The sequence below is a fragment of the Pedobacter changchengzhani genome, assembly GCF_004354365.1.
Classification (GTDB): Bacteria; Bacteroidota; Bacteroidia; order Sphingobacteriales; family Sphingobacteriaceae; genus Pedobacter; species Pedobacter changchengzhani.
In genome coordinates this window covers 1-15,304 of sequence record NZ_SJCY01000018.1, presented here as the reverse complement: position 1 = coordinate 15,304, position 15,304 = coordinate 1, and the positions used below count along the sequence as shown (strand labels likewise).

General features: G+C 33.8%; 11 protein-coding genes. 6 read left to right on the top strand and 5 right to left on the bottom strand.

Annotated features, from left to right (window positions below; all coding sequences use genetic code 11):
• The first annotated feature begins 107 nt into the window (after nt 1–107).
• Together EZJ43_RS16495 and EZJ43_RS16490 are read left to right on the top strand one after the other, a co-directional pair.
• Complete coding sequence (locus tag EZJ43_RS16495; protein WP_133263825.1) at nt 108–2,432, top strand: TonB-dependent receptor; 2,325 nt, start codon at nt 108–110, stop codon at nt 2,430–2,432.
• 4 nt (nt 2,433–2,436) lie between these two features.
• Nucleotides 2,437–3,228, top strand: a complete 792-nt coding sequence (locus tag EZJ43_RS16490; protein ID WP_165953200.1) for a DUF4249 domain-containing protein — start codon at nt 2,437–2,439, stop codon at nt 3,226–3,228.
• Between the two features lie 346 nt (nt 3,229–3,574).
• Here the strand turns inward: EZJ43_RS16490 and EZJ43_RS16485 are convergent, their stop codons facing one another.
• The 3 genes from EZJ43_RS16485 to msrA all read right to left on the bottom strand — a co-directional run bounded on the left by EZJ43_RS16485 (nt 3,575) and on the right by msrA (nt 7,779).
• Nucleotides 3,575–6,301, bottom strand: coding sequence for a carboxypeptidase regulatory-like domain-containing protein (locus EZJ43_RS16485; RefSeq protein WP_243718122.1), 2,727 nt, complete (start codon nt 6,299–6,301; stop codon nt 3,575–3,577).
• A 149-nt stretch (nt 6,302–6,450) separates the two neighbouring features.
• Entirely contained in the window at nt 6,451–7,083 is a 633-nt protein-coding gene (locus EZJ43_RS16480; RefSeq protein ID WP_133263823.1) for a nitroreductase family protein, read from the bottom strand.
• Between the two features lie 99 nt (nt 7,084–7,182).
• The gene (gene msrA, locus EZJ43_RS16475) at nt 7,183–7,779 is read right to left on the bottom strand and encodes a peptide-methionine (S)-S-oxide reductase MsrA (RefSeq protein WP_133263822.1); all 597 of its coding nucleotides are present in this window, start codon (nt 7,777–7,779) and stop codon (nt 7,183–7,185) included.
• Between the two features lie 228 nt (nt 7,780–8,007).
• Here msrA and EZJ43_RS16470 point away from each other — a divergent pair, with 228 nt between their 5' ends.
• Nucleotides 8,008–8,970 (top strand): isopenicillin N synthase family dioxygenase, encoded by a 963-nt coding sequence (locus EZJ43_RS16470; protein WP_133263821.1) that lies wholly within the window; start codon nt 8,008–8,010, stop codon nt 8,968–8,970.
• 176 nt (nt 8,971–9,146) lie between these two features.
• Here EZJ43_RS16470 and EZJ43_RS16465 read toward each other — a convergent pair whose 3' ends face one another.
• Together EZJ43_RS16465 and EZJ43_RS16460 are read right to left on the bottom strand one after the other, a co-directional pair.
• Nucleotides 9,147–9,842: a lycopene cyclase domain-containing protein gene (locus EZJ43_RS16465; protein WP_133263820.1), complete on the bottom strand. Its 696-nt coding sequence runs from the start codon at nt 9,840–9,842 to the stop codon at nt 9,147–9,149.
• Nucleotides 9,843–10,373: a hypothetical protein gene (locus tag EZJ43_RS16460; RefSeq protein WP_133263819.1), complete on the bottom strand. Its 531-nt coding sequence runs from the start codon at nt 10,371–10,373 to the stop codon at nt 9,843–9,845.
• A gap of 163 nt (nt 10,374–10,536) precedes the next feature.
• Here EZJ43_RS16460 and EZJ43_RS16455 point away from each other — a divergent pair, with 163 nt between their 5' ends.
• From EZJ43_RS16455 to EZJ43_RS16445, 3 genes are all read left to right on the top strand, one after another.
• A complete protein-coding gene (locus tag EZJ43_RS16455) occupies nt 10,537–12,018 on the top strand; it encodes a phytoene desaturase family protein (protein WP_133263818.1) in 1,482 nt (493 codons plus the stop codon).
• A gap of 1,074 nt (nt 12,019–13,092) precedes the next feature.
• The gene (locus tag EZJ43_RS16450) at nt 13,093–14,373 is read left to right on the top strand and encodes a thioredoxin family protein (RefSeq protein ID WP_133263817.1); all 1,281 of its coding nucleotides are present in this window, start codon (nt 13,093–13,095) and stop codon (nt 14,371–14,373) included.
• A 36-nt stretch (nt 14,374–14,409) separates the two neighbouring features.
• A complete protein-coding gene (locus EZJ43_RS16445; protein WP_133263816.1) occupies nt 14,410–14,943 on the top strand; it encodes a tetratricopeptide repeat protein in 534 nt (177 codons plus the stop codon).
• The last annotated feature ends 361 nt before the right edge of the window (nt 14,944–15,304 follow it).

The following is a 15,304-nucleotide window of genomic DNA, read 5'->3' as shown; positions in this document are numbered from 1 at the left end:
GCTTTATCCGTTGGCTATCAAATAATTATCGTACTAATCTCATTTCATGCTATCATTAAAACTAAAAAGCTTTGTAATGTGTACATTTGAGGTCAATTTCGGTTAATATGCCCCTTAAAAGATACTTTAGTTTAATATTTATTCTATTTATTGCATTTCCTGCCTTTGCGCAAAATACATTTTCTTTAAGTGGTACTATTCGCGATGCCAGCACTGGAGAAACACTTATTGGTGCAACGATAAAAATAATAGGTCCCTCAAGTGTTGGTACCCAAACAAATGCCTATGGTTACTATGCGCTAAAGCAAGTGGCTGGCAATTATGTAGTTAGCATCAGCTATGCTGGATATGTTACGGTAACTAAAAGTATTATCTTGAATAAAAATATCAAGCTAGACCAAGAAATTAAAAGTGCTAACAATTTATCAGAAATTACGATAAGTGCTTCCGATAGGAAAAATGAGAACGTAAAAAGTGCACAAATGGGCTTAGAGCGGGTTGATATGAAAGCGCTTAACAATGTGCCCGTTTTATTAGGAGAAAAGGACATTTTAAAAACCATTCAACTTTTACCCGGCGTAAAATCTGGTGGAGAGGGCAATACAGGTTTTTATGTTCGTGGTGGCGCTGCCGATCAAAATTTAATTATTTTGGATGAAGCCGTAGTTTATAATTCATCTCACTTATTGGGATTTTTTTCAACCTTTAATGCAGATGCGATAAAAGATGTAAGCTTGTATAAAGGAGGCATGCCCGCGCAATATGGTGGACGATTATCATCTGTTTTAGATGTTAAAATGGACGATGGAAATAATAAGGAATTCAAATTTCAAGGCGGTATTGGTTTAATTGCTTCCCGCTTAAAAGCCGAAGGACCAATTGTTAAAGATAGAGGTTCTTTTATGGTGAGTTTCCGCAGAACCTACATCGATCTTTTTTTGAGGGCTTCGCCAGATTCATCAATAAATGGCAGTACCCTTAATTTTTACGATATAAATGCTAAACTTAATTATAAAATAGACGATAAGAATACCATTTATTTATCGGGATATTTTGGTAAAGATAACATCGGTATTAAAGATCTTTTTGAAAACAATTGGGGCAACACAACTACAACAATAAGGTTAAATCATATTTTTAATGCTCGGTTGTTTTCTAACACTTCGTTAATTTACAACGATTACAGTTACACCGTTAAATTGCTTAGTGATGTTTCCAATTTTAAAGCGACATCTTTAGTTAGAGATTTCAACCTTAAACAAGATTTTCAATATTTTAGCAATAAACACATTTTAAGGTTTGGCTTAAATGCAACCCATCATCGCATTTCACCAATAGCCATTACTTCATCACAAAGCTCGCAGGTTAATAATTTAATGCAAGAAAAGCGTTATGGATTAGAAAGTGCAGTTTATGTTTCGGATGAATGGAATGTGAGCGATAAACTTAATTTTTTATACGGCATGCGGTTTTCTGCGTTCTCTTTGCTCGGGCCAGGCAACTTTAAAACGTACGATGATAAAAATAATATTACTTCAAGCTCGGCTGTGGAAAGTGGTGTGTTTTATAAAAATTATTTCAATTTAGAGCCACGCTTTTCGGTAAGTTACCTGTTTAACGAACAGAACTCGATAAAAGCATCTTACAACCGCAACACACAAAATATCCATATTTTAACAAATGCAACATCGAGTTCGCCAACCGATCAATACGTGTTGAGCAGCAATAACATTAAGCCAGAAATTGCAGATCAGGTGGCCTTAGGGTTTTTTAAAAATTTGAAGGAAAATACGTACGAATTATCTGCAGAGGTTTATTATAAATGGTTGCAAAATCAAATCGATTATAAAAACGCTGCGCAACTTTTGGCCAACTCAAATTTAGAATCAGAACTGCTTTATGGCGTTGGACGAGCGTATGGATTAGAGTTATTTTTTAAAAAAAAATTCGGCAAATTAAATGGCTGGGTAGGTTATACTCTATCTAAAACCGAACGAAAATTTGATAAAATAAACGATGGCAACTATTTCCCATCACGGCAGGATAGAACCCACGATTTCTCTTTTGTAGGTATCTATAACTTAAGTAAAAGGTGGACTTTCTCTTCCAGTTTAATTTACAGTACAGGTAATGCGGTAACCTACCCGGCAGGAAAATATGTAATTGGCGGACAAATAAATTATTATTACACCGAGCGTAATGCTGGCCGAATGCCTTATACAATGCGATTAGATTTAAGCGCAACACTTGAAGGTAAAAACAAAGGCAAGTTTCAATCTAGCTGGAATTTTGGAGTTTACAATGCGCTAGCAAGAAAGAATCCATATTCGATCGAGTTTATTAATGATGAGAACAATCCACAGAAAACAGTTGCACAACAAACATCGTTATTTGGCATTATTCCATCAATTACATGGAATTTTAAATTTTAGCATAATGAATAAATTAATCATACTAGTGTTTTTTGTTTTAAGCCTCAGCGCTTGTAAAAAAATAATACAAATTGATCTTAACAACGCTAAACCAGTTTTAGTTATAGAAGGAAATATAGATGATATATTTGGCATACAACAAATAAAAATAAGCAAAACGAATGCTTTAGACGGCGATGATGTTTTTCCTAAAATTTCGGGAGCAACCGTTAAGGTTACCGATAATTTAGGTAACGTTAATGTCTTTACAGAGGCAAGTCCTGGCGTTTACAATAAAACAATGAAAGGCATTGTGGGTAGAACGTACAGTTTAGCAGTAGGTTTTGCTGGCCAAACTTACATTGCAAGTTCAACTATGCCAAAAAAAGTTGTCTTGGATTCGATTGGGATTTTAAAGGTAAATTTATTTGGAAAAGACAGAAAAAACTTGGTTGCTTATTTTAAAGATCCAATTGATGATGTAAATTTTTATAGGTATTACATGTACGTTAACCGAAACTTGGTTAGAAATATTTACGTTAGCAACGATCGTTTAACAAACGGCAACGCTATTAGGCAACAATTTTTTTACAGCAGCGATGATGTTGACCAGTTAAAAACAGGTGATAAAGTTTATCTAGAAATGCTAAATATCGACAGTAATATTTTTGATTATTGGTATAGTTTAAGTCAGCAGGTTGATAGGGGGCCAAACCAAAATGCAACGCCTTCTAATCCATCATCAAATATTACAGGCGGTGCTTTAGGTTACTTTAGCGCACAAACCTATCAATTAGATAGTTTAACCGTAAAATAAATTTATTGGTTAAGGTGTTTATAAATAGCGCGGATGGTGAATAAAAAAATTGATTGCGATTGGTATTAAAATAACTAAACTAAAAATTCGATAAAGAGTAGTCTCATTGCTACGCTTGTTAATATTAACCCGAACTTGATAATTTAATATTACATTCGAGATTCTGATTGGTGTTTTGGGTTAGAGCGACCGTCACCCTGAATTCAGCTCAAGGTGTTTATAGCAGGCAATATGCTGAACCAAAAAACCGTGAACGCAGAAGGAAAGCCTAAGTTTAACGCCAATGAAACATGCTTTTCAACAAAATAATTATCCAACTCAATTCATTTTAAGCAATAACGCATCCCTATTTTACGGTGTATCTTAATATTGTTCTGCCTAAGTTTCCACTTCCATCTATACCTTCAATAATTACTTTATATTGTCCTTTGCCATCTGCATTGTAAAATTCGAAAGATGCATTTCCAGCTTCGTCGGTTATAATTTTCGGGTTCCAGTAAATGGTTGTACGTAAATCGTTTCGGTTAAGGCTAGTTGGCGTAATATACTTTGGCGAGTAGAATTCTCTTGCTTTGTTATAGCCCATTGGCGTAAATGTAATCTCGTAATTTTTGGGTAACATATCCAATAATTGGCTTTTCGTTATTTTTTGTCCTTTCGCTGCTTTTTTGCTATTAATTACAATTACCCCATTAACTTGGTATGTTCTGTTCACTAAACCAAGCTCATCTTTAAGAAATACTTCTACTGATTCTATTTGAGCTGGATTTACGCTCGATAAAGCATTAAAATCCAACATCATACCATTAACAAAAATCCCCATTGGCACTTTCTTGCCCTGATTATAATCTCTACTTACGTAGAAATTATAGTTATCGTAAGTTACCCCGGGTGCCAAGCTTTTAAGGCACTCCACAATAGCATTACAGCCTGCAAATTGATCGCCACTTATTTCATGGTCGGCTATTGTACTTAAGCCAGATAAAGCAGAAAAATCTTTATGAGAAGGCTTATCAACAGCTTTAGCTTTAATGGTAATGTCTTTTAGGGTATGTAAGTAAGCGTATTGTTTTTTGCTATTGTCTAAATAGGTATTAAGTGTGCTATCAATATTTAAAATTTCTTCTGCCACGTTAAAATTTTTGTTGGTACTTGGAGTTGGTGTACCATTTAAACTAAGCGTCATGGCTTTATAATTTACATTGTACTTTGCACTAATCGTTACTTTTGAAGTATCGTTTAATACCAAATTCTGAAATTTGAAATTGCCAACTGGATCCGTTGTGCCCTCCAAACTAAATCGTTTATCGGGTATGGTTAAAAGTAATGTGCCTTTCCTAACGGGAATACCGTTCGACATGCGTAAAATTCCATAAACATCGATGCCTTGTTCGGGTAAAAAAGCAATTTTAGGCAAAGTATTGCCAACAATATCCGAATAGCTATAGCTTCTATATCCTTGTGTAAGCAACAGTACATCTAAATCGGCATTTTTTTTCGCATCTGGCGCATTGAAATAATAATTTGCTCTTTCTATATAACCTTTAACATCGCTATTTAAAAGTAAAGTAGTTAATATTGTGGTTGCGCCATCCTCATTAAAAGGAACTTTAGTTTCATCAACCACAGCTACCGAAAAATTACCAACTACCGGTAGGTTATCTTTTTTAGCCACCACATTTATTTTTACTTTTTTCTTAGTACCGTAACTTGGTGCACTTGTGGTTAAATTAACACTTAATTTATTTAAGTGCTGAATAAAGGCTAGCCTTTCGCTAAGTACTTTACCGTATTCGTTAAATAAAGTAAGTTGTGTAATCCCATTAGGAAATTTGGTTTTAGAGATGGTTGTATTGTAATCTTTATTTGTTAATTCAGTTTTTGCACCGTAGCATATAACACCTTGACTTTGCGCCAACAAGTAGAATACTTTGCCCTTGTTTTTTTGAAAGAAAGATTCGTTGGCGGTAATTTTTATATCGATATTTTCAGCATTACTATTATCCACAGTTATTGCTATGCCATCGCTTTTTGTTGCTGGTAAATTTAGGGTTTGCGTAGATCCATCAGCATAAGTTATACTTGCTTTGTATGTCTTTCCGCTTTCAGGTGTAAACGTAAAACTACCCATTCCTAAATGTTGGGCAGTAAATGTGGCCACTTGTTTGCCGTCGTTATCGGTAATTATCCCTTTCGCATTTATACCTGAACCATCACTTTTTAAAGCTTTAAAAGCCACGCGGTTGTTTAATCCCTCAATTAAATTCCCACCTTCAGGAAAAAATTGAAAATCTTTACTAATAATTGCATTTTTGAGTTGAAAAGTACTATTTATAACATCTTTTTCAGTCGAATTTATACTTGTTAAAAGTTCTCCCTTTTGCAACTGGTATTCTGCATTTTGGTTAGCAGACATTGGAACAACTAAAAATCCTTGAATATCGGTAGTGCCTTTTCCTTTAGTTACAATTTCTCCTTTAGTTACTACTTTCCAGGTTACGCTTTTGTTTGCGTAGGGCTTATTATTTGCATCTTTAAATTGTATGCGGGCATCAATTTTTTCTAATTTATCAGTCGATGCATTTTTAAAAGTAATATGCGTTTTAAGTTCCTTATCAATTGCCTCGCCAACATAAAAGGATTTATTAAAATAGGCCGGAAATTCTGAATTTAACATCCACATGGTGTAAGCCCTAACGTGATAATTGCCTTGTTTAAAATTGCTAAGCGGTAAAGGAAAATTACCCGATGCTGTGCCGCCAACAACCGGAAGTTTTATGGTTTGAATAAGAGAATCGCGCTGATTAATAACATCTACGTAAACAATTTTGCTTAAACCCGATAAAAAGTTTTGATTTTCAGTTATGTAAGCTTTAAACCAAACGGTATCTGCAACTGCATAATAAGGTTTATCAAAATGAAGGTAAACTTTTTCTGCAGGATAATCATTTAAAGCCTTATTGGTTTTATCGATTAAGGTTTTAATGCCTATTGTATCGGTTTGAGCTAATGCTGAAGAATGAAAAGCACTAAAAATGGCAATATTTATTAGGAGTATTCTAAAAATTTTCATGTATCGGATATTATATTCTTTAGTATTGTAAATATATCCATTTATAAATAAGCTTGGTTAAATTGATTGATGTTTAACACTTTTTTACAAAAAAACCGATACTGCGGTAAACAATATCGGTTATAAATATAAAATGGGATGTGATTTTTTTATTTTTTTTCGATTAGAAACTCACTCAACGGTGTTCTAACTTTTTTAAGATTAACCAGCCAGTCTCCACTTTCATCGCGGGTGCCGATTGGCAAAATAGTTACACTCTTCAAACCTATTTCATTCAAACCTAAAACTTCATCATACTTAGCATTGTCAAAACCTTCCATTGGTGTAGCATCAACTTTTAATAAAGCTGCCTGTGCAACTGCCATTCCAAACCCAATATAAGCTTGGCGCGCAGCATGCTCAAAATTAACACTTTCTGGTCGAGGTACATAATTGCTAATCAACATTTTTTGATAGTCGGCAGTAGATTCTGGTGGTGTACCACGTTCTTGATGTGTAAGTGTAAATACATCGTTAATACGGTCTTCGGTATAATTATCCCAAGCGGCAAAAACCAATAAGTGAGAACAATCTACAACTTGTGCTTGATTAAAAGAGTGCGCCAATAAAGTCTTTTTTAATTCTGGGTTGGTCACTTCAATTACTCTAAAAGGTTGCAAGCCTGATGAAGTTGGCGCTAATCGCGTTGCTTCAATAATCTGGTCAACTTTGTTTTGATCAACCGGTTGACCATTCATTTTTTTAACAGCATATCGCCAGTTTAAGGCTTCTAGTAAACTCATGTTCTAAATTCTTTAAGCACCAAAGGTGGATAAATATTTTTTATCAAATCTTGATGTATGGTAATAAAAAAAGGCCAGTTGTTAAAACTGGCCTAAACTTTAATTTTTTAATTTGTTTTTAAAAACCTTCTCTAGTTTTTCTAATTTAGGGAGGATAACCAATCTGCAATAGCTAGAATTGGCATTTTTGTTAAAGTAGTTTTGGTGGTAACCTTCTGCAACATAAAAAGGTTTTGCTGCTTCAATAGCCGTAACTACAGGCTTTCCGTAGGCGTTCGTTTTGTTCAACTCAGCTTTATATTTTTCGGCTGTTGCCTTTTGCTGAGGCGTATGGTAAAAAACCACCGAGCGGTATTGGGTTCCAGAATCTGCACCTTGACGGTTTAGTGTTGTCGGGTCGTGACTTTTCCAAAAAACCTCAAGCAAATCATCATAACTGATTATTGCAGGGTCGTACGTAATCTGAATCACTTCTGCATGCCCGGTACGACCGGTACAAACATCATCATAACTCGGGTTGGCAACTGTGCCACCTTCAAAGCCAGATTTTACAGCAACTACACCTTTTAATCTTTGAAAAATAGCTTCAGTACACCAAAAACAACCCATTCCGAATGTAGCTTTCTCCGTTTTGGCTTGTGCATTTACACCACTTAGCGTAAATGCTGTTAATAATATTAGAATTATTCTTTTCATCTGTATGTGTTTTTAAAACTTGTTACTTAATTATACGAAAAATTGATCAATATAGTTTCTAACACATTAATAATGGATGTTTTATGACAATTTATTTATGTTTTCTAAATTAATCAACCGTGTTAATAACTTAAGTAATTGAAATATAGCATCATATATATTTTGAATTTAATAACAACGTGGTTATTAACAATTGTTTTTAAATTCGTTAAACAAAAAAATATAAATATGTCTGCACCATATATTCCATGTTTAGATTTAGGATCTTACATCAACGGTAATGAAGAACAAAAGAAACACTTTTCTGATGAGTTAGGTCGCGCGTTTAACGATTCGGGTTTTGTAACCATTACCAATCATGGTTTAAGTCAAGATTTAATTGATAAACTTTACGAAAACATAAGGGCCGTTTTTGCCTTGCCTGTAGAAACAAAACGTAAATACGAAAAGCCAGAATTGGCTGGTCAACGTGGTTATACTAGCGCTGGTAAGGAAACAGCCAAAGGTGCAAAAACACCAGATTTAAAAGAATTTTGGCAAATTGGGCAACAAGTTACCGATGGTGATCCTGTAAAAAATGAATACCCTAAAAATGAGGTTCTAGAGGAATTACCAAATTTCAATCAGGTAACCGAAGAAGTTTATAAAAAATTGGAAGAAAACGGAAAGCATCTTCTACGTGCGATTGCCGATTATTTAGGCTTACCGATAAATTATTTCGATAAACATGTACACAACGGAAATTCGATTTTAAGAGGAATACATTATTTCCCGATTGAAAACCCTGAAGTTATTCCTGATGATGCCGTTCGTGCAGGTGCGCATGAAGATATTAACCTAATTACTTTGCTAATTGGCGCCAGTGCCGATGGGTTAGAAGTTTTGACACGTAGTAATGAGTGGTTGCCAATTAAAGCCCACCACACCGATATTGTGGTAAATGTTGGCGATATGTTGCAACGCTTAACCAATAACAAATTAAAATCCACTACGCATAGAGTAGTTAATCCACCTCGCGAATTAATGAAAACGTCAAGATTTTCGGTGCCGTTTTTCTTACATCCGCGTAGCAATATGGATTTAACAAGTTTACCATCAACTATTAATGCTGATCACCCAAAACTGTATAACGATATGACAGCAGGCGAATATTTGGATGAAAGGTTAAGAGAGATTGGGTTGAAGAAATAATTTAGTTATCGTTTTAAAAAGCATATTTATTTTCACTGCACTCGCCTGCCCGCGGGCAGGCGAGTGCAGTGAAAAGCAACAATTTATCATTGGGCTTGTAATGTAAAGTCTCAAAGGGATGCCCATGACACGGAACTACCAGTCGCCAAGAGCCACACCCGGTCATTTCCAATCTCTTAAACTATTATCGGCTTCCGTTCTCCCCTACTTTTAAAAAATTCGAACAAATAAATATTCATTAAAAGCAAAGCCATTAAGTAAAAATGGTCTTCTAAGGGGATGGTTCCTACCCGCACGCCCAAGTTTTCCTTATTATTATAAAGCACTACTGGTATGGATGTTAAAAAACCGTTAACGATGTAAAAAGGGACTAACGAAACTAAATACATGCGGTAAAATTTATACATAAATCTAAATTTCTGATTTATATATTCTACATAGCCCAGCACAAAAAACAAAAATGTAAAGTTAATGAGTACATACCAACGATGGTAAGCAAAAAACAATACAGCCACGCAGAAACCTAATATTAAATTGCTTAGCGCAAAGCTAAATTTACCTAATATGTTTTTCGGGAAGTAAGCATTTAAACACTCATAAATAAATATGCACGCATAGGGCACTGTTAAGAAAAACAACATTTCCTCTAAAGGCAAACCCCAAAGGTATATGCCGACAATATAACCTGGATTAAACGACCAAATATTTAACTGGGTAAACAGCAAATCCCAAACTAAAAACACTGCGCCCGTAATTAAAATGGCTGGTGCTACAAATTTCCATTTCTTAAAAAAGAACACTTTTTTATCGAAAGAAAGTGCCAGTGGAAATAGAATAACGAAAATATTAATGAGTAGATAAGTATATTTCATTTAAAGGTATTTTTTTAATATGCGTAGTTCTTCTGCGGTACATCGGTTGCTATCAACCATAAATTTGGCTATGTTTTTTATTAATTCTTCATTTGCCGAACCGAAATTTTTATTTTGATAATGCTTAATAATTTCCTTTCTATCCACATCTAAATCTTTACTAAAACCTAAAAAAGATGGTGTAAAATGTTCGATAGAAAACCGCATAAAACGAATTTCCATGTTTTCGCCATCTAAATTAATTGCTTTTTGAAGGGTGACCAAAGAACGAGAAACATATTTAATTTTATTATAAGGATTCCATGCGTGCTTTGCTTTTAAGGCTTCTAACGTACCAATGTATCCCAAAATTAAGGGCGATTTGTGGTTAAGCTTACTTAATTCTAAAAAAAGCGAATCGGTAAGCTTCGAATCTTCGACAGCTTTAACCATATTCACTTTTAGCGTCGCAATTTGGTTATTGCTCAACTGGGCAAATGCTACCTGGGCGCTTAAAAACGTGATAAAAAATAGTTTAAACTTAATATTCATAATCTGATACACAAAGATATAAAACTATTTTAGTGTGTACGTTTACTGTTCAATTAACCACGAATAATGATTTATTATTGATAATTTTAAAATTCTATCTGCAAAAAGTAATAAAACGAAACATAGGTTTACACATTTCAATAATTATTCTTTTATTTACAAAATGGATAAAAAATCGAAGGTTATTGTAATTGGATCTGGTTTTGCGGGCTTAACGAGTGCTGCAGTATTGGCTAAGCAAGGCTTTGATGTTACCGTAATTGAAAAAAACGAAATGGCCGGCGGGCGCGCAAGAACTTGGGAGAAAGATGGCTTTACGTTTGACATGGGCCCAAGTTGGTATTGGATGCCTGATGTTTTCGAAAATTTTTATAAATTATTTAACAAAACCACTTCAGATTTTTACGACTTAAAAAGATTAAGTCCTTCGTACCGAATATTTTTTGGCAAAGATGAGGTAACTGATATTCCTGAAAGTTTACCAAAATTATATGCACTTTTTGAAAGTTTAGAACCTGAAAGCAGTGGGAATTTAACTTTATTTTTAAAACAGGCCAAATACAAATATGATGTTGGCATGAACGAGTATGTTTTTAAACCATCGCACAGTGTGATGGAGTATTTTGACCCGAGGTTGCTTGTAAGCGGGATTAAGCTGCAACTGCTGGGCAATATGCGCAAACATGTTCATGAATTGTTTACCAACGATAAATTGCGTAAAATTTTAGAATTTCCGGTGCTTTTTTTAGGCGCTACACCACAAAATACACCTGCACTTTATAGCTTGATGAATTATGCAGATTTAGCAATGGGCACTTGGTACCCGATTGGTGGCATGCATAAAATTGTTAACGCCATGCAGGAAATTGCCGAATCGGTAGGCGTTAAATTCATCTTTAATACCGAGGTAACTAAGGTTGAGATTGAAGACAAGGTTGCCACGGGCGTTTTGACTAACAAAGGCGCTTTTAAAGCTGATTATTTTATCGGCAATGCCGATTATCATCATATAGAACAAAAACTGCTCGATAAAGAATACAGAAGATATAGTGAAGCCTATTGGGATAAGAGAACGATGGCGCCAAGCAGTTTGCTTTTCTACATAGGATTAAACAAAAAATTACACAATATTTTACACCACAATTTATTTTTTGATGAAAATTTTGATCAGCATGCTGAAGAAATTTATGCACAACCACAGTGGCCATCAAAACCTTTATTTTACGCATGTTGTCCTTCAATTACCGATGCTTCCGTTGCGCCAGAAGGTTGCGAAAACCTGTTCTTTTTAATTCCGTTGGCACCAGGATTGGAAGATAGTGAAGCAGAAAGAGAAAAATATTTTGATTTAATGATTAAACGTTTTCATATAATTACGGGCAACGATATTTCGAAAAATATTTTATTTAAACGGAGTTATGCCATGAATGATTTTGTCCAAGATTATTATGCTTTTAAAGGAAATGCTTACGGTTTGGCCAATACGCTAATGCAAACTGCCTTTTTAAAACCTAAAATGAAAAGTAAAATTAAAAACTTTTTATACGCCGGACAGCTGACTGTGCCTGGTCCGGGAGTGCCTCCTGCAATCGTTTCTGGACAGGTTGCAGCAAAAGAAATTATAAAAATGCATAAAAGTACTTGACAAGTTTAAAATTTCGCTTATCTTTATAACCACAAAACAATAATTATCCCGAACGGCTTAACGAACGAATAATTATTCACCATTAGAAATTATACAAAAGACGAGATTTAAAAATCTCCGAATAAATAGAATCAACTAACCAAATATATTAACGTAAAAAGCCCCGGAAGTATCCAGGGCTTTTGCATTTTATGGGTATTTTTCTAATTTTAAAGATTGAAATTTAAGCTTGTGTTAACTCATTAAAACTACAAATCTTAATGTCTCTTAATGCCTTAATGATAGTAATACTAAAACCAACACAATTTTTTAAAACATTAAGATTTAAGGTAATTAAGGGATTTCAATCAAAAACTTAATATTTCTTAATGGTAGTAATACTAAAACCAACACAATTTTTTAAAACATAAAGATTTAAGATAATTAAGCGATTTCCAACAAAAACCTAATGCCTTAACGATAGAAACATTAAATACATTTTCTTAAAACATTAAGAAGTTAAGGTAATTAAGCGATTTCAATCAAAAACTTAATGTTTCTTAATGCCTTAATGATAGAAACACTTAAATCACCACAATATTTTAAAACATTAAGATATAAGGTAATTAAGCGATTTCAATCAAAAACTTAATGTTTCTTAATGCCTTAATGGTAGAAACAGTAAAACCAACACAATATATTAAAACATTAAGATTTAAGGTAATTAAGCAATTTCAATCAAAAACTTAATGTTTCTTAATGCCTTAATGGTAGAAACACGTAAACCAACACAATATTTTAAAACATTAAGAAGTTAAGGTAATTAAGCGATTTCAGCCAAAAATTAATATTTCTTAATGGTAGAAACATTAAGATTTAAGGTAGTTAAACAGGCATTAATATAAAAATTAATCTTCCCTAATGACGAATTAAATCGATAGATAAATCTTTAAAATTTTGCTTGTAAGCTGAACTCACTTAGATAAGCTATTGTAATTTAAAATATCGCCATATTAGCAGGACCAAACTTAATCCAAATTAATAAAGAATTAAGTGGGCAGAAATTTTAGGAACTTGACCATATTTTTAAAAAAGATGAAGAAATATATATTAATAATATTCATAATTGTGGTTCACCAGCGCGGATTTGCGCAAAAAATAGGCATTAAGTTCGAGCAAGAGTTAAATTGGACGGAGATTAAAAAGAAAGCAAAGCTTGAAAACAAATATATTTTTTTAGATGGGTACACTACTTGGTGTGCACCTTGTAAAAAAATGGCTTTAGAAGTTTTCTCATTAAAAGAAGTTGCCGATTATTTTAATAAAAACTTTATAAATGTCGCTGTACAATTTGACATTTCAAAAAATGACTCGCATAATGTCAAACAATGGTATAAAGATGCCGCAGAGTTACACAAATACTATAACGTTGTAAGTTATCCAACCTATCTATTTTTCAATCCAGATGGAAATTTAGTATATAAAATTATTGGGGCTGATTTCAGTGCAGATAAGTTTTTAGAAAGAGCTAAAATCGTCTTTACTCCTAAATCTCAGTATCCTTATTTAAAAGAAAAATTTGAAAAGGGCGCACGAGATACGGCATTACTATCCAGTTTGATAGCGGGAGCCATTGACTACGGTGATTTCCAGAAAATGCCACTTTATGTTAATTACTACCTCCGCACTCAAACCGACTTAACAAGTCGCAAGAATTTGCTATATGCTTATTACGGAACGCAAAACACCTCTGATGAGGGATTCCAAATCATACAGAAATTCCCACTTCAAATGGATTCGTTAATTGGTTTAGATTTTAGCAGAAAAATTATCAATATGCTAATTTATGAAGAGGTTGTATTCCCTTTATTGAAAATTAATGGCACCATAAAGCAAAAAAATGGCATGACAGAGTATAGTGGTGCCACAGTTTTAAATGTAGATTGGGAAAAGGTAAAATCAAGACTTGAACAAGAATATCCTCGATATGCAGAAGGGGTTTTACGATATTCTGAAACAACCTTTTATGGTGAAGCGAATAATTGGCCAAAATTTGTTGACGTAGTAAATCAATACATCGGCAGTGAAAAAATTGATAGATTAGATGTCGCAGAAATAGATAGCTATAGCAAAGTAGTGTTCCAATCATGTGAAGATTTCACTTATCTAAAGCAAGCACTAAATTGGTCTGATAAAATTACAGAATCAACTAATAATGTTGATCACCCAACATACGTTATCACCAAGGCGAATTTACTATATAAAATTAACAGAAAAGAGGAGGCCATTACACTTTTAGAGAATTTGTTAAAAGTAACAAATACTAATTTTTCAGAATATATTAATTCTATATTAACTAAAATGAGAAAAGGCTAAAATAGATGATATAAATAATAATCTTTAACTCAATTCATGAAATTAACCACGAAAAAATGTATCTTCTGCGCGCTCAGTGTGGTTTTAAATTCTTTATTCTTTTTTTTGCAGGCAAAAGGGCAAATTAAGGATGAGTATGAAGGCCTATCAAAAACAGAAAGGTTACAGAAACTAAAAGCTGTTATTAACCAAAATCCATGTGATAGCAGAGTTCATCAGGCTTATATACATCACTATGGAATAGGCGTTAGTGGATTGGAGCAAGAATATATCGATTGGATGAAAAAATTTCCGAATATTGGCGAAATACAACTTGCAATCGGTGAAACTTTTTTAGAAGCCAATAATTATAAAAAGGCCACCTATTATTTAGAAATCGCCGTTAAGCTTAACCCAAAATTGACCAGCGGCTGGATAAGCTTATCTCAGATTGCAGATATTGAAAAGGGATATGAAATGGAAATTAATTACCTTAAGAAAGGGGTTAATGCCAACCGAACAGACCCAGAAATTCTCTTTAATATGCTAATGCGGAGTAATAGACAAAAAGAATGGTTTTTTAGGGGTTAAAAGTTCAAGTGGACAAAACGAATGGTAAATATTTTTAATTGCTGGAAAATACGTTTAGATTATGCGGTAGATTTACATGGTCAAGTTAAACGGATTGGGCTCTGCTGGAGAGCAACCTGCAAGGGATAGTCTTGATGGTCGACAAAAATGTCAATTCACTGGGCTATCGATAATGATAGTCCAGTGATATTTTTAGAGACCTCTTATGCCTTAAAAAACTCATCTATAAATTTCTTTTTGGGAGTGTAACTTGAACTGTGTCATTATCTAAATTAATGCTTCTCAGGAGCTACTGTTTTCTTTCAGTATTCGCTCACCAAATTTAATATAAAGTTGTGAAAATGCCAAGCCCCAATTATGG